Source organism: Candidatus Benthicola sp. (assembly GCF_058719085.1).
Genome location: NZ_JBZQEK010000135.1, coordinates 1 through 18,653 on the forward strand (window position 1 = coordinate 1; position 18,653 = coordinate 18,653).

At 68.4% G+C, this 18,653-nt stretch carries 18 protein-coding genes; 8 read left to right on the plus strand and 10 right to left on the minus strand.

From position 1 onward, the window contains the following. On the minus strand, positions 1-509 hold a 509-nt coding region (locus tag AC36XV_RS10200; protein WP_492203576.1), incomplete at its 3' end, for a sodium:solute symporter family transporter. Between the two features lie 81 nt (positions 510-590). On the opposite strand from AC36XV_RS10200, the gene AC36XV_RS10205 reads away from it, so the two are divergent. Then, entirely contained in the window at positions 591-1,631 is a 1,041-nt protein-coding gene (locus tag AC36XV_RS10205; protein ID WP_492203577.1) for a quinone oxidoreductase family protein, read from the plus strand. A gap of 160 nt (positions 1,632-1,791) precedes the next feature. On the opposite strand, the gene AC36XV_RS10210 is transcribed toward AC36XV_RS10205, so the two are convergent. From AC36XV_RS10210 to AC36XV_RS10225, 4 genes are all read right to left on the minus strand, one after another. After that, positions 1,792-2,571 (minus strand): hypothetical protein, encoded by a 780-nt coding sequence (locus AC36XV_RS10210; protein WP_492203578.1) that lies wholly within the window; start codon positions 2,569-2,571, stop codon positions 1,792-1,794. Positions 2,572-2,676: 105 nt separating this feature from the next. Continuing rightward, positions 2,677-3,630 (minus strand): RecB family exonuclease, encoded by a 954-nt coding sequence (locus AC36XV_RS10215; RefSeq protein ID WP_492203579.1) that lies wholly within the window; start codon positions 3,628-3,630, stop codon positions 2,677-2,679. A gap of 69 nt (positions 3,631-3,699) precedes the next feature. Beyond that, positions 3,700-3,993 (minus strand): hypothetical protein, encoded by a 294-nt coding sequence (locus AC36XV_RS10220; RefSeq protein WP_492203580.1) that lies wholly within the window; start codon positions 3,991-3,993, stop codon positions 3,700-3,702. Between the two features lie 106 nt (positions 3,994-4,099). Then, entirely contained in the window at positions 4,100-4,849 is a 750-nt protein-coding gene (locus AC36XV_RS10225; RefSeq protein WP_492203581.1) for a hypothetical protein, read from the minus strand. 242 nt (positions 4,850-5,091) lie between these two features. On the opposite strand from AC36XV_RS10225, the gene AC36XV_RS10230 reads away from it, so the two are divergent. Then, complete coding sequence (locus tag AC36XV_RS10230) at positions 5,092-5,436, plus strand: PadR family transcriptional regulator (RefSeq protein ID WP_492203582.1); 345 nt, start codon at positions 5,092-5,094, stop codon at positions 5,434-5,436. Next, positions 5,433-8,105 (plus strand): ABC transporter permease, encoded by a 2,673-nt coding sequence (locus tag AC36XV_RS10235; RefSeq protein WP_492203583.1) that lies wholly within the window; start codon positions 5,433-5,435, stop codon positions 8,103-8,105. The genes AC36XV_RS10230 and AC36XV_RS10235 overlap by 4 nt, the downstream gene beginning before the upstream one ends. A 24-nt stretch (positions 8,106-8,129) precedes the next feature. On the opposite strand, the gene AC36XV_RS10240 is transcribed toward AC36XV_RS10235, so the two are convergent. Further along, positions 8,130-9,560 carry a B12-binding domain-containing radical SAM protein gene (locus AC36XV_RS10240; RefSeq protein ID WP_492203584.1) on the minus strand — a complete coding sequence of 477 codons (1,431 nt, stop codon included), beginning with the start codon at positions 9,558-9,560 and terminating at the stop codon, positions 8,130-8,132. 156 nt (positions 9,561-9,716) lie between these two features. Between AC36XV_RS10240 and AC36XV_RS10245 the strand changes: the two genes are divergently transcribed. The 4 genes from AC36XV_RS10245 to AC36XV_RS10260 are packed head-to-tail and all read left to right on the plus strand — an operon-like array spanning position 9,717 to position 13,305. Next, positions 9,717-10,220 carry a hypothetical protein gene (locus AC36XV_RS10245; protein ID WP_492203585.1) on the plus strand — a complete coding sequence of 168 codons (504 nt, stop codon included), beginning with the start codon at positions 9,717-9,719 and terminating at the stop codon, positions 10,218-10,220. Further along, positions 10,217-11,260 carry a UbiA family prenyltransferase gene (locus AC36XV_RS10250; protein ID WP_492203586.1) on the plus strand — a complete coding sequence of 348 codons (1,044 nt, stop codon included), beginning with the start codon at positions 10,217-10,219 and terminating at the stop codon, positions 11,258-11,260. The genes AC36XV_RS10245 and AC36XV_RS10250 overlap by 4 nt, the downstream gene beginning before the upstream one ends. Positions 11,261-11,269: 9 nt before the next feature. After that, positions 11,270-12,202 carry a diacylglycerol/lipid kinase family protein gene (locus AC36XV_RS10255; protein ID WP_492203587.1) on the plus strand — a complete coding sequence of 311 codons (933 nt, stop codon included), beginning with the start codon at positions 11,270-11,272 and terminating at the stop codon, positions 12,200-12,202. Then, positions 12,193-13,305 (plus strand): thiamine-phosphate kinase, encoded by a 1,113-nt coding sequence (locus AC36XV_RS10260; protein ID WP_492203588.1) that lies wholly within the window; start codon positions 12,193-12,195, stop codon positions 13,303-13,305. The genes AC36XV_RS10255 and AC36XV_RS10260 overlap by 10 nt, the downstream gene beginning before the upstream one ends. A gap of 28 nt (positions 13,306-13,333) precedes the next feature. Here AC36XV_RS10260 and AC36XV_RS10265 read toward each other — a convergent pair whose 3' ends face one another. Beyond that, positions 13,334-16,105, minus strand: a complete 2,772-nt coding sequence (locus tag AC36XV_RS10265) for a serine/threonine-protein kinase (RefSeq protein WP_492203589.1) — start codon at positions 16,103-16,105, stop codon at positions 13,334-13,336. Between the two features lie 95 nt (positions 16,106-16,200). Between AC36XV_RS10265 and dut the strand changes: the two genes are divergently transcribed. Beyond that, positions 16,201-16,743, plus strand: a complete 543-nt coding sequence (dut, locus tag AC36XV_RS10270) for a dUTP diphosphatase (protein WP_492203590.1) — start codon at positions 16,201-16,203, stop codon at positions 16,741-16,743. Between the two features lie 32 nt (positions 16,744-16,775). Here dut and AC36XV_RS10275 read toward each other — a convergent pair whose 3' ends face one another. From AC36XV_RS10275 to AC36XV_RS10285, 3 genes are all read right to left on the minus strand, one after another. Then, positions 16,776-17,645 carry an alpha/beta hydrolase gene (locus AC36XV_RS10275; protein ID WP_492203591.1) on the minus strand — a complete coding sequence of 290 codons (870 nt, stop codon included), beginning with the start codon at positions 17,643-17,645 and terminating at the stop codon, positions 16,776-16,778. 49 nt (positions 17,646-17,694) lie between these two features. Further along, positions 17,695-18,141, minus strand: a complete 447-nt coding sequence (locus AC36XV_RS10280) for an MliC family protein (RefSeq protein ID WP_492203592.1) — start codon at positions 18,139-18,141, stop codon at positions 17,695-17,697. A 196-nt stretch (positions 18,142-18,337) separates the two neighbouring features. Then, positions 18,338-18,616 carry an MTH1187 family thiamine-binding protein gene (locus AC36XV_RS10285; protein ID WP_492203593.1) on the minus strand — a complete coding sequence of 93 codons (279 nt, stop codon included), beginning with the start codon at positions 18,614-18,616 and terminating at the stop codon, positions 18,338-18,340. Between the last annotated feature and the right edge of the window lie 37 nt (positions 18,617-18,653).

Consider the following 18,653-nt stretch of genomic DNA (forward strand, 5'->3'; position numbering starts at 1 on the left):
ACGTGCCCGAAGGCGCGAACCTGGGCCGCAGCCCAGAACACCGACGTGGGCACCATGAGCAGAACGGCGAGCCGCTCCACCGCGGGAGAGTAGCGAATCCGGAAGAAGTCGGCCGGCGTCGACAACCGCATCCGCCACAGCGGCACCGCGAGGAAGAGCCCGAGAACGACGATGCACAGGCCGTATCCGAAGGGCTCGGCGGATGCGCCGCGCAGGCCGCCCGCATAGGCGAGCCCGGCGGCGGAGATGCACGTCTCCGCCCCGAACCAGGTGGCGAACACGGTGAGGCTGGTGAGCGCAGGTCCGAGCGATCGGCCGGCCACCAGGTAATCGTCCTCGGTCTTGATACGCCGGGACACGTAGAGGCCGATCCCGAACTGCAGCGCGATGTACGCAGCGATGCCGAGGACCAGTGGGTTCAGCTGTCGCCTCCGCTTCAGAAACCTGGGGCGATGCGGCGCGCCAATATGGTGCCGGTGCCCGCCGCGGGGAAGCTTCCCTCTGGCCACCGTCCGGTGCGGAACGCATCCTCAGATCAGGCGCCGCGGAGGAACGCGTCGCCCTTTCCACCCGAGGCGAGGAGACTCAACGTGCCACAAGCGACCACGCGCGCCGTCCGAATCGAGCGGCACGGTCCCCCGGACGTCTTCGTCGAGCGCGAGATTCCGCTTCCGGAACCCGGTCCGGATGAGGTCCACCTCAAGGTCCAGGCCGTAGGGATCAACTTCGCCGACCTGTTCATGCGGGCGGGGCTGTACGACACCGTTCCGCCACGGCCCTACAGTCCCGGTTTCGAAGTGGCCGGCGAGATCGTGAGCACCGGCGGCGACACCGGGGACTGGAGCCCCGGCGATCGCGCGGTGGCGCTCATCCGGCACGGCGGCTACGCGCACGACATCGTGGTTCCGACCCGCAACCTGTTCCGCTACCCGGACGGTCTCTCGCCGGCCGAGGCCGCAGCCGTTCCGGTCGTGTTCCTGACCGCGTGGGTTTGCCTTTCGGAGTGTGCGAGAGTCCGGGCAGGCGAGACCGTCCTCGTCCTCGGGGCGGCGGGCGGCGTCGGCTCGGCCGCCGTTCAGCTCGCCGTACGGGACGGTCTGCGGGTGATCGGCACGGCCGGCACACCCGAGAAGCGGGCGTTCGTGACCGGGGAGCTCGGGGCCGAGGCCTGCTTCGACTCGCGGGGCGATTGGGAACCGGACGTCCGAGCCCTGCTCGGAGAGCGGGAGCTGGACGTGGCCCTGGACGCCACGGGCGGGAAGGCCACCGCCGCGTGCCGCCGGCTCCTGGCCCCGCTCGGGCGTCTCGTGTTCTACGGGATGAGCTCGGCCCTTCCCACCCGCCGAAAGAACTGGCCCCGGGCCGCCCTGGCGTGGCTGCGGACGCCGAGGATCCATCCCATGGACCTGGTCCAGCCCTGCATCGGGATCTTCGGCGTCCACCTGCTGCACCTGCAGGAGCGGGAGGAGCTGCTCCTCCCGGGCCTCGAGGAGATCTACCGGGGGATCGAGTCGGGCGAGCTCCGTCCGGTCCTGGACTCGACCTATCCCCTGTCGAGGGAGGGAGCCGTCCAGGCCCACCGGTACATCCACGAGCGACGCAACCTCGGCAAGGTCGTGCTCACGACCTGAGCGTCGTCAACCGCCTCATCGGCTCCAGTACCGACGCGGCCGAACCGATGAAGCCCGCGGCGCCGGCTCTGCGCACGCGGGCTTCGGACGGTGAAGGCGGGCTGTGCCGGTCGCGGTCCGCCAGGAGCGGGATCCGCGCCGGCCCGCTGCCGGCGCTTCGCTACATCGCGTCGGGGGGCAGGAGGGAGAGCTCGGGCCGGAACTGGGCATCGGAGTGCTCGAAGTCCCGCATCAGGCCGAGGGACTTCATCATCAGTTGCTGGCCCTCTTCCCCGAGACGCTCGTCGGCTTCCTCGCTCATCATGTAGTACGCCCCGGCGCTGGTGGCCGGCGTGATGAGAACCACCATCGGAAGGTCATCGCCGGAGACCGCCTGGTACGCCGTCCAGCCGGCGTCCTCCAGGCCGTTCTTCTCGTACAGCGCCACCCACTCCTTCATCACTTCGTTGAACTCGTCCTCCATACCCGACTTCGGATACAGATAGTCGAAGTGCCTGGCCGGACGGTCCGCCATGGCTTCCTCGAAGCCTTCCGGATGGTAGGACCCGTCCGGCATCTCGACGAAGAAGTTCATGGACCGTTTCTCGACCAGCGGATCGGCCTTGGCGGACATTTCCTCCCACGCGTCCCAGCCGATCTTCTCCACCATCCCCATCCACTGCGAGTTCATGTTCATGAAGTCGGTCATGCTCTCCATCGGAATGGCATACATGTATCCGGTCTCCGGGCCGGACAGCGTGTAATACACCATTCCTTCCGGAGCGTTGGCCGCGATGGCCTCGAACATCTCGGCGCTGGCCTCTTCGAAGGCCATCACGTCGTTCGGGGCCACCCACTCCGTGAACACGGCCCACCAGGTGGGAGAGGACTCTTCCTGGGCCAGGACGGTGCCCGGCCAGACCATCAGTAGTGCGAGGGGGACGACGAGCCATCGCTTCATGCGGACCTCCAGAACGGATTTCGAGGTGCGGTGGCTGAGCCGGGCCACCGGGGTCGGGACAGTTGAAGTATACATGACAGAGGCGAAATGGACACGGAAAGCGCCTCAGAAGGGACCTGCTGCACCCGCCTCGAGGAGCTCGTCCTCGCACAATTCGAAGAACGGACAGGATGGGCACCGGCGCGTGTCGTCGCGAAGCGGAAACCGGTCACGAGGATGCGGTTCGTTGCGGACGGGATCGGCCAGGTAGGTGCGCATCGCCTCGACGCTGTCCCGGATCCGCTGGCGCTCCTCCGCGCAGTCCCGGTCCGAGATCGGCACGCTGGCGGAGTCTCCGTTGCCAAGGTACTCCAGCCGCCCGATCACCGGCCCGGGAGGCAGGTCACCCCGCTCCCTCAGATAGACTGCATAGGTGCGGAGCTGTGGCGCATGGGAAGCGTGGCGCTGCCCGGTCTTCCAGTCCACGATTCGCCAGGCATCACCGAGCCGGTACAGCAGATCGGGCTGAGCGTACAGCTTGACGCCGTCCAGCTCCACGAAATCGAGGCGGTCGACCTCCTTGACCTCGACCATCGGCGCCTCGACAGCCTCGCGGAAGCTCTCGGAGCTCAGCAGGTGGCGCAGGCAGGCGTACAGCTTGTCCCGGATCTGCTCGATCCGGTCCCGTGACGGCCCCGAGCTGCGGTAGAACTCCATCAGCATGGTGAGCTGGCCGGGACGACGCTCCCACTCGGCCCGCTGCTGGGACATCAGCCACGCCTGGTTCAGGCGCGCCCTTCCCTGCTCGATCAGCCCCGCGGCTTCCGGAACGGCGCCACCGCCCCGGGCCTGGAGAATGGCGCGCGCGGCGAGCTCGTGCACGACGGTGCCGAGCACCATGTACAGGTTCGTGATCTTCTTGAGCCGCCAGGCGAGCCGGGCCTCGTCGGTGGCCTCGTCCAGCCAGCCGTTATGAGACCCGTAGTAATGCCAGTAATACTTGCGCGGACACTCACGGAACGTCGAACGGCGGCTCTGCGACCACGAAAAGTCGGGAAACGGACGGATCTCGAATGCCATGACGGCAACTTCGCCGCCCCCTGTGACATCGACAAGGCGGGCCCCGACCGGATCTCAGGCTGCCGGGACCTACAGGTCGGGTGACGGCCCGGACCGGGTGGCCTGACCCGATTCCAGCTGCCGGCGGAACGACTCGGCGTCGATGAGCCGGTCGATCTGCTGGCCCTGGTCGAGAAGCGCCTGCTCCAGGCGGCCTACCCGATTCAACAGGTCTTCCGCTTCGGCCTGTGCCTTTCCCTGCATCGCCCCGATCACATCGCGCACGAGCGGCCGGAGAACGAAGTGCGTGGCCACGGCCATGATCGGGACCCCGAAGATGAAGAAGATGGCCAGTATCGGGATCAGCAGGGCGAAATCGAACATGTCTCCTCCGTTACCGCAGACCGCTGCGCGAAAGCACGGAATGGACCGGGCCGCAGGGGTGACGGCCCGGCTCCTGACGAATACCGAAGATCGAGGTCAGCGGAGGTCAGCGCTTCAGCCGTGCGTAGATCCCCGTAGCCTCCCCGGACTCCAGCGTCTGGAGATTGAACTCCCAGACGAGGGTCTTTCCTTCCTTCCGCGTGGCGTTGTGCTCCTGGACCTTGAAGGGCGACGTGAGCCGGAAGGTGATGGAAAACCCTTCGAGCAGCTTCTCGACCATCGCCTCCGTCACGAAGGGGGTATCGTCCATCTCGCCGATCTCCTCCATCGGATTGATCGGCTGGCTGCGAACGATGATTTCATCGCCGTCCTCGATGATCTCGAGATCCTCGAACGGCTCCGAGTCCACGGGTGCGCCGGCGTCACCGCTCTCGTCATCGGCGTCCAGCCGGATCTCCCGCAGCTTGCTCACGTGATCGAAGGCGAACCGCATGTCCACCAGGGTACGCAGCCCTTCCCGGTTGGCCCTGGCGAACACGAGCACCACCCCATCCGGCAGATCCGGCTCGATCTCGGCCCGCATCGACTCTTCGCTGAAGTCGTCGTCTGCGTCCATCTCGGCGAGGATCTCCTCCCTCGCCGCCTCGATCTGCTCATCCGAGGGCTCTCCACCCTCACCCTCGAAGGCGTTCTGAATGTACGCGGCGAGATACGCGACCCGGTCCAGATCGACCGTCACGTCCACGTCGGCAGTGCCCGAGAGGTCCTCCTCGAGCGTGACGCCGTACTCGAATTGCATGCAGCCGGCCGCGAACCACGCGATGCCGGCCACGAGAAAGCCCCTGAATCCTCTCATGTCGCCTCCCCTGCGGGTTGTCCGGGGAGCGGTCTTTCCCTGCGCCCGCGTCCCCCAGGATCCTACGGGAGTCTGGCCCCGGAGTTTCGGCCCGGCAAACCCCGACACCCGACGAACCCGGTTCCCCTTGACGGCTTAGGGAAACGAGGGCAACTTGTAGTGTGTCTTCACCTAAACGTGTTAGGTGAGACGGAAGGATCGACCGCCATTCGGGTTGGAGCGTTTTCGAACGAGGAGATTCGATGCCCGCCGAAATCGAAACGGTCCCCGTGCTGCAGGGGACGCTGGACATGTTGATTCTGAAGACCCTCGCCTGGGGCCCGAATCACGGCTTCGGCATCCTGCGTCACATCGAACAGGTCACGGGCGAGGAGCTCCAGGTCGAAGAGGGGGCCCTGTACCCCGCTCTGCACCGGATGCACCGCCGCGGGTGGCTCGAGGCGGAATGGGGCCTGTCGGAGAACAACCGGAGGGCCCGCTACTACCGGCTCTCGACGGAGGGCGAGATGGCGCTGCGCGAGCAGGTTCGAGACTGGGGCCGCACGGTCCGCGTGATTTCGCGCGTCCTGGAGGGTGCGCCGGCATGAGCGGACGCTGGGCTCCGCGGGCGCGCCTGGGTCTCCGCGATCTCCTGTTCCGGCGGGACGTGGACCGGGAGATCGACGCAGAGTTGCGGTTTCACGTCGAGGCCCGGGCATCGCTGATCGCGGCCGAGGAGGGACTGGCGGCCGAGGAGGCCGAAGCGGAGGCCTTGCGCCGGTTCGGGAATCTCGACCGGGTTCGGAGGCGGTGCCGGGACACGGAGAGGAAGCGGATGAGGAGGGGGAGGATGAGGTCTCGATTCGAATCGCTCGCGGGGGACCTGCGCTTCGCGCTGCGAGGGGCCCGCCGTCGTCCCGGCTTCACCGGGGTGGTCGTCGGAACACTCGGTCTCGCGGTGGGAGCGATCGCCGCCGTGTTCAGCGTGGTGAACGGGGTGGTTCTGGCCCCCCTGCCGTACGAGGACCCGGACGAAATCATGATGGTGTGGGAGGAGAACCTCTCCCGGGACAACCCCAGGAACGTGGCCTCGCCGGCCAACTACCACGCGTGGCTCGACGCCGGGACCTTCGAGGAGCTGGCCGCCTTCGTGCCCTTCAGCTCGACCCTGACCGGCGGCTCCGAGCCGGAGCGCGTCGGAGTCGTGATGGCGAAGCCCGCCTTCTTCTCGATTCTCGGCGTTCGACCGGCCCTCGGCCGACTCTTCCGTCCGGATGAGGACGGTCGCGACGATCGCGTCGCCGTGCTCGACCACGGATTCTGGCAGCGTCGGTTCGGTGCCGACCCGGAGATCGTGGGCCGAACGATCATGATGGATGGGGACCCGTACGAGGTGGTCGGTGTGCTCCCCGCTTCGTTCGACTTCGAGCCTCCGCTGGCCTTCAACTCCATCGGCACGGAAGACGTCTGGCGCCCCCTGTACACCGAACCGGGTTGGCGCGGCCGGTACCTTCAGGTTCTGGGACGACTCTCCGCGGGAGTGACGCGGGAGGAGGCGGACGCCGAGCTCGACCTGATCGCTTCGCGCTACGAGAGCGAGGCGCCCGACTACAACGCCGGGTACCGGGTGAACGTCGTCCCCCTGTACGAACAGATCGTGGGCGACAGCCGGGTCCTCATTCTGGTCCTCTTCTCGGCCGTCGGCATCGTGCTCCTGATCGCCGCGGCCAACGTCGCGAATCTGCTCCTCGCGAGGGCGACGCGGAGGGAGCGCGAGCTGGCCGTGCGCGCGGCGATCGGCGCCCGGGAAGGCCGGATCGTGACGCTGCTCCTGGTCGAGAGCCTGCTTCTGGGATTGGCGGGCGGCGTTCTCGGTGTCGCGCTGGCCCACGGAGCGGTCCGGGCGCTGCTGGCCCTCGGTCCGGATATTCCGAGACTCGGCGAGGTGGGCGTGGACGGGACGGTTCTCGCCTTCGCCTTCCTGGTGTCGGTCATCTCGGCGCTCCTCTTCGGGACGTTGCCCGCCCTGCGGGGAGCCCGCGCGGACCTCAGCGGCGCCCTGAAGGAGGGCGGAGGCCGGAGTGGCAGCCGCAGGGGTGTCGTGCGCACCCGAAACGCACTCGTCGTGGCGGAAGTCGCCATGGCCCTCACCCTCCTCGCCGGGGCCGGACTGTTGCTCCGCAGCTTTCGGGCGCTGGTGGACGAAGGGGTAGGGCTCGACGCGGGCGGTGTGCTGACGGCGGATGTGCAGCTGGGAGACGATGCCTATCCGGACTCCGCCCGCGGACCGTTCTTCGAGGAGCTGGTGGACCGGCTGGCCGCCCTGCCGGGGGTGGAGACGGCATCGGCGATCACCGCCCTGCCCCTCAGTGGAATGGGCATCGGCACCAGCTTCTACGATCCGGATCGTCCGCCCCCCGAACCGGGGGAGCAACCCGTGGCGGACATCCGGCCGATTCATTGGAACTATCACGGGGCCATGGGCATTCCGCTGCTCGCCGGACGCACGTTCGACCGACGGGACGGAGCCGATGCCCCTGCTACGGTCGTCATCAGTGCCACGACGGCCGCTGAGGTGTTTCCGGATGCGGACCCGATCGGCCGGCACATCGCCATGCCGTGGGGCGACACGCTGGTCGCGGAGGTGATCGGGGTCGTGGCCGATGTCCTGCACGAAGGACCCGGCACGGAGGCGCGCTCCAAGCTGTACTGGGACCATCGGCAGTTCGCGGAGTTCAGCTTCATGACGCTGGTGGTTCGGTCGGAAGGGGAGCCGACCGCGCTGCTGCCGGCCGTGCAGGAGCAGGTCCACGCCATGGACCCCGATCTTCCCGTGTATAACGTTCGGACGATGGCGGCCTATCTGTCCGATTCCGTGGCCCGAAACCGCTTTGCGCTGCTGGCGTTCACGGCTTTCTCCGGCGTGGCGCTCCTTCTCGCCGTGGTCGGCGTGTACGGGGTGCTGTCGTACACCGTCTCTCTCCGGTCGCGGGAGATCGGCATTCGAGTGGCTCTCGGCGCAGGTACGGAGGCGATCCGAAGGATGGTGATGCGCCAGGGAGCGATGGTGGCCGCGGCCGGGCTCTGCGCTGGACTGGCCGGAGCGATCGGGCTGACCCGCTTCCTGGGGGGCCTCCTGTACGGAGTGAGCCCGACGGACCCGCTGACCCTGGGCCTGATGGCGGCCGTGCTGCTGCTCACCGCCCTCGCGGCGAGCTGGCTGCCCGCCCGGCGCGCCGCCCGCACGGATCCGGCGACCGTCCTGCGTGGAGAGTGACCGGACCTCGGGCCGCGGCTCCGGTCATGCGGCCTCGCTCCGGCCGGGTGTCTCGGATCCCGGAGGTGGTGTCCGCCCGATGCCGAACACCTTCTTCCGGGCGTGGTGCCTCTGGAAGACGGACAGCTTGAAGTAGATGAACGACAGCAGCACCGAGCGAAGCAGCCGGAGGCCGAAACCGGCGCGCCGGACCCGTCGAGGTCGTGGATCCAGGTACGTGCGGAGGAAGCGACCCCACCGCCTCAGAATGGCGCCACGCGAATAGAAGGTCCGGTTGATCGTCTCGAACGCCTCGAAGACCTCCTCCCGGCTCACGCCCCGGGGCTCGAAGACCAGGTGGTCCCCCTCGTAGTGTGAGAGGTCGGGGTCGGTGATGCGTCCCTGCGACTCCACCTCCCGATGGAACGGCGTTCCCGGGATGGGGATCGAGATCGAGATCAGCAGTGCGCTCGGGTCGACTTCCTCGAGTCTCGAGGGCACGGATCGATAGTACTCCGGCGTGTCCTCGTCGAGCGCCAGCATGAACCCGGTGAAGATCAGTATCCCCCGTTCCTTCAGCCGCCGGAACTGCTGCCGGTATTCCTCCACCCGGTTCTGGCGTTTCTGCACCGCCAGGAGGCTCGGCTGGTGCAGCGATTCCATCCCGATGAACGCCATGGCGCAGTGCGCCTCCGACAGGAGGTCGACGAACTCGTCGTCGTGCAGGCAGTTGAAGCTGAACTGGTACCCGACGCCCCAGAGGTCGAGCTTCGCGATCTCGCGCAGCAACTCCTTCGCGTACCGCATGTCGCCGCCGAAGTTGTTGTCGTACAGCATGGCCATCTTTCGGCGCGGGAGGCTGAGCCCGCCCGTCGCGGTGAGATCCCGGATCACGTCGGGAATCGGCCGCATGCGAAACGGCGCGCGCCGGATGTTCAGCTGGCAGTAGGTGCAGGCGAACGGGCAGCCACGGGTCGCCTCGGTGACGACGGGCACCGAGTACGCGGGCTCCACGAGGTCGTATCGAGGCGGCGGGATGTCCCTCAGGGCTCCGCGCAGGGGGGCCTCGTAGCGCGGCTTCAGCCGGCCGGACACGAGGTCGTTCACCACGCCCGCCCAAACCGGCTCCGCCTCTCCGACCACCACTGAGTCGAAGTGCGGCGCCACCCGATCGGGAAAGGTGCTGGGATACTTGCCTCCGGCGATCACCGTCTTGCCGAGCTTCCGGAAGCGGGAGGCGACGTCGAAGGCGTGAGGGGCGCAGAAGTCCATGAAGCTGAGGGCGATGAACTCGGCATCGGTCTCGTAGTCGATCGGCCGGACCATTTCGTGGAGGACCTCCACCTCCACCAGGTCGGGGGTCAGGGCAGCCAGAAGGATGCCGGACAGCGGCGGGGCGGGAGAACGGGCGTAGTACGCGCGGCCCTCTCCGAGGTTCTGAAACAGAACGATGATCTGCAGCCTGGGCTTCGGCATCGGGTCTCCTCGATTCCGCGGGGGGTTCGTCCTCGCTCCAGCCTCGCCTGAACGGGTCAAGCGGGGATCAAGCTCCCGCCTTGACCTCCGCTTGATGGCTCGCTGCCACCGTGGAATCGGACCGCGATCCCACGATCGCTCGACGCAGGAGGAACGATGAAGCCATCGAACAGGCCCGACCGGCACACGGCGCTCGGGTGGACGTTCGCGGCGGGCGGGGCCCTGATGTTGCTCTTCTGGACCCTGTACCTGGGAGGCCTCCTCGACCTGGGTCAGGAAGACCCGGTCGTGTCCGCCTTCGAGACGGCCTTCGTGCTCGCTGACACGGTGCTCGGCCTCCTCCTGTGCGCCGCGGGCTGGAGCCTGCTCCGCGGTCGGCCCGGGGGGACCTATCTCATGGTGGTCGCGGCCTCCATGAGCCTGTACCTCGGTCTCCTCGACCTCGCCTTCTACGCTCGCTCCGGGCTCTACGCGACGCTGACGGTCGCTTCGGTGTTCGAGCTCTCCCTGAACCTGTTCTGCATCGGCGGCGGTGCGACCTGCCTGTGGATCGGCTGGCGCTGGCAGCGACGCGCAGGACGGGCGGATCCCATGACCGACGTTCACCCGATCCGGCCGGACTCCGTTTCGACCGGCTGGCGGATCGGAGGTGCGGCGTGAACGGATCCGGAGCGGTCAGCTTCCCGAGGCGCGCCCGCCTGTTCAGCGTTGCGTTCGTCCGGGACTACGTCGTCACCATGAGACCGTATCTGCTCTTCGTCTCCGGGATCACGGGCATCGCGGGGCTGGGGCTCGCGGGTGCGGTGCCGACCGGAGTGGCCCTCTCTCTCGGTTTGGCCTTCTTCCTTTCCTACGGTTTCGGGCAGGCGCTCACCGACTGCTTCCAGCTCGACACCGACTCGCTCTCGGCCCCGTATCGCCCCCTCGTGAAGGGTACGATTCGCCGGGCCCACGTGTTCGCGGTCAGTCTCTCGGGACTGGTGGTGGTGGGCGGAGCTCTGGTTGCCGCGTCCCGGTGGAACGTGCCGCTGGTGACGGCCGCGATCATCGGTCTGGCCACGTATTCCTGGTTCAAGAGGCGTCCGTGGGCGGGACCCTTCTACAACGCGGGAATCGTCCTGGCGCTGTTCTGGACCGGTGTGCTCGCCGGGCTCGGCGCCGGGACCGGCCCGGCGGCGCCACCCGCGACCCTGATCGCCGCCTCGATCGCCGTCTTCTTCGCCTACGCCGATTTCGTACTCACCGGCTACTTCAAGGACGTGTCCGCCGATCGGAGGACCGGGTACCGGACGCTCCCGGTGGTGGTTGGACGCTCCGTTTCCTGTGTCGTCAGCGATGGATTCGCGGTGCTCGCCGCGGCGGGAGCCGTCTGGGCCGCGGAGGCCTCCGGGCTCGTCGGGCGCGTGCTGCACGCGGATCCCGCGGCGGGAATCGGTCCGACCGAGTGGATCGGGGCCATCCTGACCGTGGGACTGATCGGTGCCGGGGCCCTCGTCTCGGCGTTCGGTCACGTGCGACTGCACGGAATCCGCACGGATGAGGACGCGCACCGGGCCATCGGTCCGGTGGTCGTCGCCTACGTGCTTCTGCTCGCGGGCGTCACCCTGGCGCATCGGCCGTCCTGGGGTCAGGCCCTGCTGCCGTTCCTGGTGGCGTTCTTCGTGACCCTGGGCGCGCGACCGGTCCGCCAGCAGATCTGAGGAGGAACCATGTTCATTCTCCTGAACCCGGAAGCGGGTGGAGGCACCGCCCTCGAGCGGTGGCGCGAAATCGAGTCGGAGGTCCGGCAGCGTATCGGACCCTACCGGACAGCCATCGCTGCAGGATCGCAGGTGATGACACGGGTGGTCCGTCGGGAGCTGGCCCGCGGAGAGACGGACTTCGTGGCCGCCGGGGGGGACGGAACCGTGAACCTGGTGGCTTCCGTGCTGCTGGAGAATGCGCCGGTCGACCGACGCGACCGCATCCGTCTCGGGGCCATCGGGCTCGGGTCCAGCAACGACTTCCACAAGCCATTCCAGGATCGATGCCGGATCCGGGGCATCCCGGTGCGCCTCGACTTCGACCACGTCGAGGCGAGCGATGTCTGCACGCTCGAGTACGCGGAACCCTTCCTGACCGCACCTCGCCGGTGCGAATGGCTCGTCAACGCGAGCATCGGCACCACGGCGGACGCCAACCAGCGGTTCAACTCGCCCGATCGGTTGCTCCGCCTCCTGAAGGCCCGCATCCCGACCGCCGGAATGGTGTATGCTGCCGTCGCGACCCTGCTGCGCTCCGGGTCCCGCGTGGTGGAGATCCGCGTGGACGGGAGCGCGGCGGTCCGAACCCGGGTCCGTAACGTGGGAATCGTGAAGAACCCGAACTTCAGCGGCTCGCTCTCGTACGGCACGCCGTTCGAGCGCGCCGACGGTTCCTTCTACGTGCACGTCATCGGTCCGGTCGGGCCCATACGGCTGGCCTGGATTCTCGGTCGTCTGCTGCGGGGACGGTTCGGTGGTCGGGGCACGCGCTCGTGGCGGGCCCACCGCCTCGAGATCCATTCCGAAGAGCCGTTCGCGGTCGAGCGGGACGGAGAGGTCGTCCGCACGCGCGACGCGGTGTTCGGGATCCTGCCGGAGGCGATACGGCTATGCGTCTGACGGACGAAGTCGAGGTGAGAGAGAACGCGCTCGTGCGCTCGCTCGTGCGCACCCTTCCCCGCTCGGCCCGGCAGAGGAACCGGACCGGGGAGAGCGATGCCGAGTTGCTCACCCTTCCCGGCCTTCCGGGCCTGTATCTCGCGGTCACCGTGGATGCCCTGGTCGAGGAGCTGGAGACCGGTCTGTATCGGGACCCGTACCGGATCGGCTGGATGACGGTGATGAGCTCGGCGAGCGACCTGGCGGCGGTGGGAGCGGATCCGCTCGGCATCCTGCTGAGCGAGACCCTCCCGCCGGACGCGACGGGTGCGTGGAGGGAGAGGCTTCAGCTCGGGGTGCGCGATGCGTGCGCGGTCAGCGGCCTGTTCGTGCTCGGCGGCGACACGAACCGCTCCGCGGGGCTGCACATGGAGTCCGTGGCTCTGGGTCTCGTTCCGGTGGACGAGGCCATGCTTCGCTCGGGCTGCCGTCCCGGAGACCGCCTGTTCGCGTCGGGGCGGCTGGGCGCCGGGAGCGCCTTCGCGTTCGAGGCCCTCGGCCGGCCGGATTCGAATCCCTCGGTCCCGTTCCTGCCCTCGGCGAGGAACCGTGAATCGACGTTGCTGCGTCGTTTCGCGAGCGCTTGCATGGACTCGAGCGACGGCGTGATCGCCACCGTGGATGAACTCATGCTCCGCAGCCGCGTGGGGTTTCGGCTCGACCTGGACTTCGAGACCGTCCTGCATCCGGCCGCCCTGAGTCTCATCCGCGACTCCGGCTTTCCGGCCTGGACGATGCTGGCCGGACCCCACGGAGAGTTCGAGCTGATCTTCACCGTCCCGGCGGACGACTGCACCGAATTCCTGGCGTCGTCGCGACAGATCGGATGGCGGCCGCTTCCGCTGGGCGAGGCCCGAGCGGCCCCGGGTCTCGAGCTCGCGAACGACGGCGGTCTCCGTATCGACACGACCCGCGTGCGGAACGCCGGCGCCACGGCCGCCGAGGATGTGATCGGCTTCGTGGACGTCCTGCGCCAGTCGGCGAGCCCGGCGAGGCCGCCGACGGTCCGGAGGCGGGGGCCTCTACGGGTGTCGACCGTCCGGAACCCGGAGGCGGAGGGGTGATCGCTCCGCCGGGGCCCGGTGGCCCTTTTCACCGATCGTACAGCTCGACCAGCAGCGCCTCGACCCGTTCGGACCGCTCGGCGTTCCCCGGCGAGTTCAGCGCGAAGATCCGACGTGCCTCGAGCAGGTCCCTCTCCGCGGCCTGAACCTGCCCGGCCAGCAACCGGGCCTCCGCCGCCGTCGTGAGCACATCGGCGACACGCCAGTTCTCCGGGCCTACGGTGGCCGAGTAGATCCGGACCGCGTGGCTCGCCTGAACGAGAGCGCTGTCCGGCTCGCCCATCCCGACCCATGCCCTGGCAGCTGCGTGGTGAACGCCCGCCGCGTCCGGATTGTCGCCGAGGTGCCGGTAGAGCATGGGAAGCGCGATCCGGTACTGCTCGATGGCCCCTTCGTAGTCTCCCTGTATCGCCCGCTGATCTCCGTACGCGCGGTGCGCGTGGGCGACCGCCGCGTTGTCCGGCCCGAGGGTTCTCAGTCGCAGATCGAGGACCTGGCGGACGTAGCCGTCCGCCTCCGCATACCGCCCTCTGCGGTTGGCGATCGACGCCAGGCCGCCCAGTCCGTGTGAGAGGTTCGGGTAGTCCTCCCCGAACAGTCGCTCCTGCATGGCCAGCGCGTTCCGATAGAGGCGCTCCGATTCCGCGAAGTCGATCGTGTCCCCACGCTGTAGCTCGTCGGCCAGGTGCAGCATGGCCCCGGCCACCTCGGCGTGCTCCGGACCGCGGCCTCGAACGCTGATGTCGAGGGCTTCGCGATAGAGCGCGAGAGCGGAATCATGGAACCCGCGGAAGCGGAGATTGCCGGCGATGCGGTGCAGGTCGAAGGCCAGGCGGGGATCATCCGGTCCGTAGGTCCCTGTCTCAATCGCCAGCACCCTTCGGTGAAGGGCCCCTGCGGAATCCAGCAAACCGCGAGTGGTCGCCACCCTCGCCATACCCCGGAGAACCGGGACCAGCGTCGTGTCGGTCGGTCCGTACGACTCGATGGCGATGGAGAGGGCCTCGGCCAGCATCGAATCCGCGCCATCCAGGTCGCCGCGGCCCCGGTACAGCCACGCGACCCGCTCCATGCTCTCGACCACGTCGGGATGGCGAGGTCCGAGGTAGGTACGCCGTAGATCCAGTGAGCGGTCGAACAGCTCCAGCGACCGCTCGTACTGTCCGAGGCTGTAGTGGATGCGTCCGAGGGCATGGAGCATCTCCGCCTGCACCAGGGGCTGGTCTTCCAGCTCCTCCACCCGGCCGAGCCCGCGTCGAAGAATTTCCCGGGATACCGCCGTGTCCCCACCCGCGACCATCGGGTCGGCCGCCTCGAACATCTCCAGGAGCAGGCCGGTGACATCCTCGGAGCGTGCGAGCGCCGCCTCGGAAGCCGCCAGGGCACGTTCGGCCCTGCGAGCCTGCCACGCCGAAACCCCGGCACCGATGGCGAGCGCGGCGACCACGGCGACGCCGGCCAGCGTCTGCACGCGGTTTCTGCGGATGAACTTGGCCGCCCGATAGCGCCGACTCGAACGCTGAGCCGACACCGGTTCCCCCGCCAGGTACCGCTCCACATCCACGGCCAGCGCCTCGGCCGACGGATACCGCTGGTCTGGCTCCTTTCGCAGGGCCATGAGGACGATCCGGTCGAGGTCGCCGCGCAGCTCCTGCCGCAAACGCCGCAGGTGAAGCCGGTCGTGAACGGCCCGGGGATCCAGACCCGCCGCGAACGGGTCCGAGTCCCCGACACCGGGCACGGCCGCGGGCACCGCCGCGGCCGCCGGAACGTCGGCCGGATCCGGAGGGACGAGCCGACCGATCACGCTGCTCGGACGATCGGGGGAATCGTGGAGAATCCGCCTCTCGAGCTCCTGCAGCCCGCCGGCTCCCATCCGGAAGGGACGCGTCCCGGCGAGAAGTTCGTACAGAATCACGCCCAGCCCGTAGACATCGGCCGCCGTGGTGATCGGCCCACCCAGAACCTGTTCGGGACTGGCGTATTCCGGCGTCATCAGGCGGATGCCCGTGCGCGTCGCGGGTGAGCCGGTCGCCTGCACGCGGTCCGGATCCAGAATCTTGGCGATCCCGAAGTCGAGGAGCTTCGGCGTTCCATCCGCTTCCACGAGGATGTTCGACGGCTTCAGGTCCCGGTGAACGACCAGGTTGCGGTGTGCGTGGTGAACCGCCCTCGCCACCGAGCAGAAGAGCCTGAGCTTCTGCTCCAGAGTGATCTCCCGTCGGGCGCAGTACTGGTTGATCGGGAGACCGTCCACGTACTCCATGGCCAGATACGGCCGACCCGACGGGGTCCGGCCTCCGCCGAACAGGCGCGCGATGTTGGGGTGGCTGAGCGAGGCGAGGATCTGGCGCTCGTTGGTGAACCTCCGGTACAGCTCGTCGCTGAAGTGGGACCCGCGAATCACCTTCAGCGCGACCATCCGTCGATATTGACCGTCGGCGCGTTCCGCCAGATAGACGACACCCATTCCGCCCGATGCGAGCTCACGAAGGATCCGCCACGGACCCAGCATCTCGGGACGACCCGACCTGTCCACCGGATCGGGCACGGCATCCGGCGGGGCGAAGTCGACCTGATCGTGGGCGCCAACCGCGTCTTCGTCGAGTTGGGACATCGCGGCGCCGTGGTCGAGAATGCCGTCCGCGCGATCATGGGCCGCGAGAAGCACCCGAACCTCGCGGCCGATCTCTTCGTCGCCTCCGCACGCGGCGTCGAGCCACGCCTCCCGTTCTTCGGAGGGTAACGACAGCGCGGCCTCGAACAGGGCCTCGATCCGGCGGCGGGCATCGTCGCTCATTCGTCCACTATATACCGCAGCGCGTGCGAGGGGCACTCCGGAGCCGGGGGGATTCAGCCGTTGTCGATGGAGCGACCGTCGCGCTATCCTGCGACATGGATTCGACCGTCTACGTGGAGCTGCTGCCGGAGCACCCGGCTTTCGGGGATCCCGGTGTGGCCGCCGACGCCCTGAGGCCGGCGCACGAAGGCGACGCGGGCATCGATCTGATCGCGTGCGAAAACGTCAGCCTCGCGCCGGGAGAGCGGGCGCTGGTGCCGGCCGGGCTTCGGATCGCCCTTCCCCCCGGCATGGAGGCGCAGGTCCGACCGAGGTCCGGTCAGGCCCTCAAGCGGGGGCTCACCATCCCGAATGCTCCCGGAACGATCGACCCCGGCTACCGCGGTCCCGTCAAGGTCATCCTGATGAATGCGGCGCCGGCGCTCACGGCGGCGGATCTGGCGGACGGGGACGAGGGCTCCGTGGTGACCGGACTGGCCCGGGGCATTCAGGCCCGGACGATCCGGATCGAGCGGGGAGAGCGCATCGCCCAGCTCGTGTTCGCCCGCTTCGAGAGACCCACCATCCAGATCGTCGAGCGGGTGTCCCTGGAGACCGGACGCGGCGAGGGAGGGTTCGGCTCGACCGGCGGATCGTAAGGCCGACTCGCACATCCCGTCGTCGAGAGTGCTCAGGCTGGCCTGTTCTCCGCCACCGACCGGACGAAGCGCACGAGTTCGCGGTGCGTAGCGGGGTGAGCGAGGATGTCCCTGTGTGCCGCATCCTCGACCCGGACGACCGGAACCCCTGACGCCTCCGACAGCCGGACGGCATCCGCCGGCGGCACACGCGTGTCGCCCTCTCCCTGCACCAGGGTCATCGGTAGCCGCGCTGCGATGTCGCGGGCGCGCGCTTCCGGATCCAGATCCTTGAAGGACTCCCCCGCTCGCAGCCGCCATGAAGGGTGCAGCAGGCGCACCAGCACGTTGCCGGGCAGTCCGTGATCCGAGAAGAACCCGGCGGTCGCCGCAAACAGGTCGGCGGGCGCCGCCACCAGGGCGAGGCCGTCGAGCGGGGCCCCGTCCGCCGCGGCGAGGATTCCGGCGGACCCTCCCAGCGAGTGCCCGACCACGACGATCGGACGACCGGGGCTCAGCGACTGCAGGTGGCCGAGAACCGCCAGCAGGTCATCCCGGAAGTGACGGATCGTGACGGCCGGGGCCGCGTCGCTGCGTCCATGTGACCGGACGTCGAACACGAAGGTCGGAAAGCCGGCCGCGAGCAGCGGCCCGGCCAGATGCAGCATCGTCGTGGAGTCGCCCGTCCAGCCGTGAACGAGCACGACAAGAGGTGCGCCGGCGTCGGCTCCCGGCGGTTCGAGAAGCTCACCGCGGAGCGTCAGCTCCCCGTCATCGACCGTGACCTCGACCGGAGTCACGGGGTAGCCGAGGTCGGCGGCGGCACGCTCCGGAGACCGCCGCGGCGGGCGCATCGTGAGAACCGCCACACGGTCGATGAGGAATGCGCCGCCGGCCACGGCGGCCAGTGCCCAGAGCCACATGAGCGGAGGAATCAGGTCGGGCCGTCGGTCCCGCCCGCCGATCCGCCGATCACTCCTCGGGCGTCTCCGCCTCCATCGCTGCCGGATGGCCGGTCGCCGCACAGTCGGAGAAGATCGGCTCACCGTCCTTCTCGACGGAGCCCTCCGTTCCCTTCCCCCGGAAGGTGTACGTGCCGTCCGAGAACTCCATCCCGGAAGCCACTTCCTGCTGATCCAGCTGGAACACGCCCTCCTCGAAACGGAGCGCGGCCTTGCCCACGCCCGAAGCGACCGTGAGCGCGAACGCGCTGCCATCGGCGCACTCGTACATCAGCACCGAGACCTGTCCATGGGGCGCTTCCATCTGGCCGGCGGCTGCCGGGGCCTGACCTTCGACGTCCGGGTGACCGGCGGGCATCTCGGTGGCCGCAGCCTCCGCGCTCTCCGTATCGGCATCGGACTGACAGGCGGCCAGCCCCAGAATCGCGATCACGGCAACGGCTGCGGGTGCCCTCATCTTCGTATTCCTCTGAAACATCATCTTGTCTCCGGTTGCGGACCACGCGCGTCGGAGCGCGAGCCCGGTGAGCGAGTCTCCGCCGAGACGCGGCCGAGACGAAGCGGGGATGATACGGTGTCGGGTCGTCGATCGAAACCGCGTCGGCGACGGAGTCCGCCCGGACGCCACGCCGATCGCCGGAGGGCTCCGCCGGCTAGAAGAGCTTGCCCGCCAGCTCCGGTTCCTTGTCCGTCCGGGTGCCGATCTTGAGGAAGGTGGACAGACGCACCGTGCCCTCGGCGTGCAGGGTCTCGTGCACCCTTCTCACGGCCTCGAAGATCTCCTCGAGCTCACCTTCCACGTTCGTGCCGTACGCGTGGAGCTGCGCGTTCAATCCCGATTCCAGAAGGATGCCGTGGGCCCTCTTGACCTCGTCTCGCACCGATACTCCCGAACCGATCGGTATCACCTGCACCTCGGCCACTGCTTTCATGGTGTTCCCGCCCTGTCGAGTCCCGAGCGGCCCGCGT

What these genes read in the sequence shown, in the direction of transcription:
- AC36XV_RS10210 (WP_492203578.1), bottom strand. Translation starts at nt 2,571, where the DNA reads ATGAAGCGATGGCTCGTCGTCCCCCTCGCACTACTGATGGTCTGGCCG.
- AC36XV_RS10215 (WP_492203579.1), bottom strand. Translation starts at nt 3,630, where the DNA reads ATGGCATTCGAGATCCGTCCGTTTCCCGACTTTTCGTGGTCGCAGAGC.
- AC36XV_RS10220 (WP_492203580.1), bottom strand. Translation starts at nt 3,993, where the DNA reads ATGTTCGATTTCGCCCTGCTGATCCCGATACTGGCCATCTTCTTCATC.
- AC36XV_RS10225 (WP_492203581.1), bottom strand. Translation starts at nt 4,849, where the DNA reads ATGAGAGGATTCAGGGGCTTTCTCGTGGCCGGCATCGCGTGGTTCGCG.
- AC36XV_RS10230 (WP_492203582.1), top strand. Translation starts at nt 5,092, where the DNA reads ATGCCCGCCGAAATCGAAACGGTCCCCGTGCTGCAGGGGACGCTGGAC.
- AC36XV_RS10235 (WP_492203583.1), top strand. Translation starts at nt 5,433, where the DNA reads ATGAGCGGACGCTGGGCTCCGCGGGCGCGCCTGGGTCTCCGCGATCTC.
- AC36XV_RS10240 (WP_492203584.1), bottom strand. Translation starts at nt 9,560, where the DNA reads ATGCCGAAGCCCAGGCTGCAGATCATCGTTCTGTTTCAGAACCTCGGA.
- AC36XV_RS10245 (WP_492203585.1), top strand. Translation starts at nt 9,717, where the DNA reads ATGAAGCCATCGAACAGGCCCGACCGGCACACGGCGCTCGGGTGGACG.
- AC36XV_RS10255 (WP_492203587.1), top strand. Translation starts at nt 11,270, where the DNA reads ATGTTCATTCTCCTGAACCCGGAAGCGGGTGGAGGCACCGCCCTCGAG.
- AC36XV_RS10260 (WP_492203588.1), top strand. Translation starts at nt 12,193, where the DNA reads ATGCGTCTGACGGACGAAGTCGAGGTGAGAGAGAACGCGCTCGTGCGC.
- AC36XV_RS10265 (WP_492203589.1), bottom strand. Translation starts at nt 16,105, where the DNA reads ATGAGCGACGATGCCCGCCGCCGGATCGAGGCCCTGTTCGAGGCCGCG.
- dut (WP_492203590.1), top strand. Translation starts at nt 16,201, where the DNA reads ATGGATTCGACCGTCTACGTGGAGCTGCTGCCGGAGCACCCGGCTTTC.
- AC36XV_RS10275 (WP_492203591.1), bottom strand. Translation starts at nt 17,645, where the DNA reads ATGTGGCTCTGGGCACTGGCCGCCGTGGCCGGCGGCGCATTCCTCATC.
- AC36XV_RS10280 (WP_492203592.1), bottom strand. Translation starts at nt 18,141, where the DNA reads ATGAGGGCACCCGCAGCCGTTGCCGTGATCGCGATTCTGGGGCTGGCC.
- AC36XV_RS10285 (WP_492203593.1), bottom strand. Translation starts at nt 18,616, where the DNA reads ATGAAAGCAGTGGCCGAGGTGCAGGTGATACCGATCGGTTCGGGAGTA.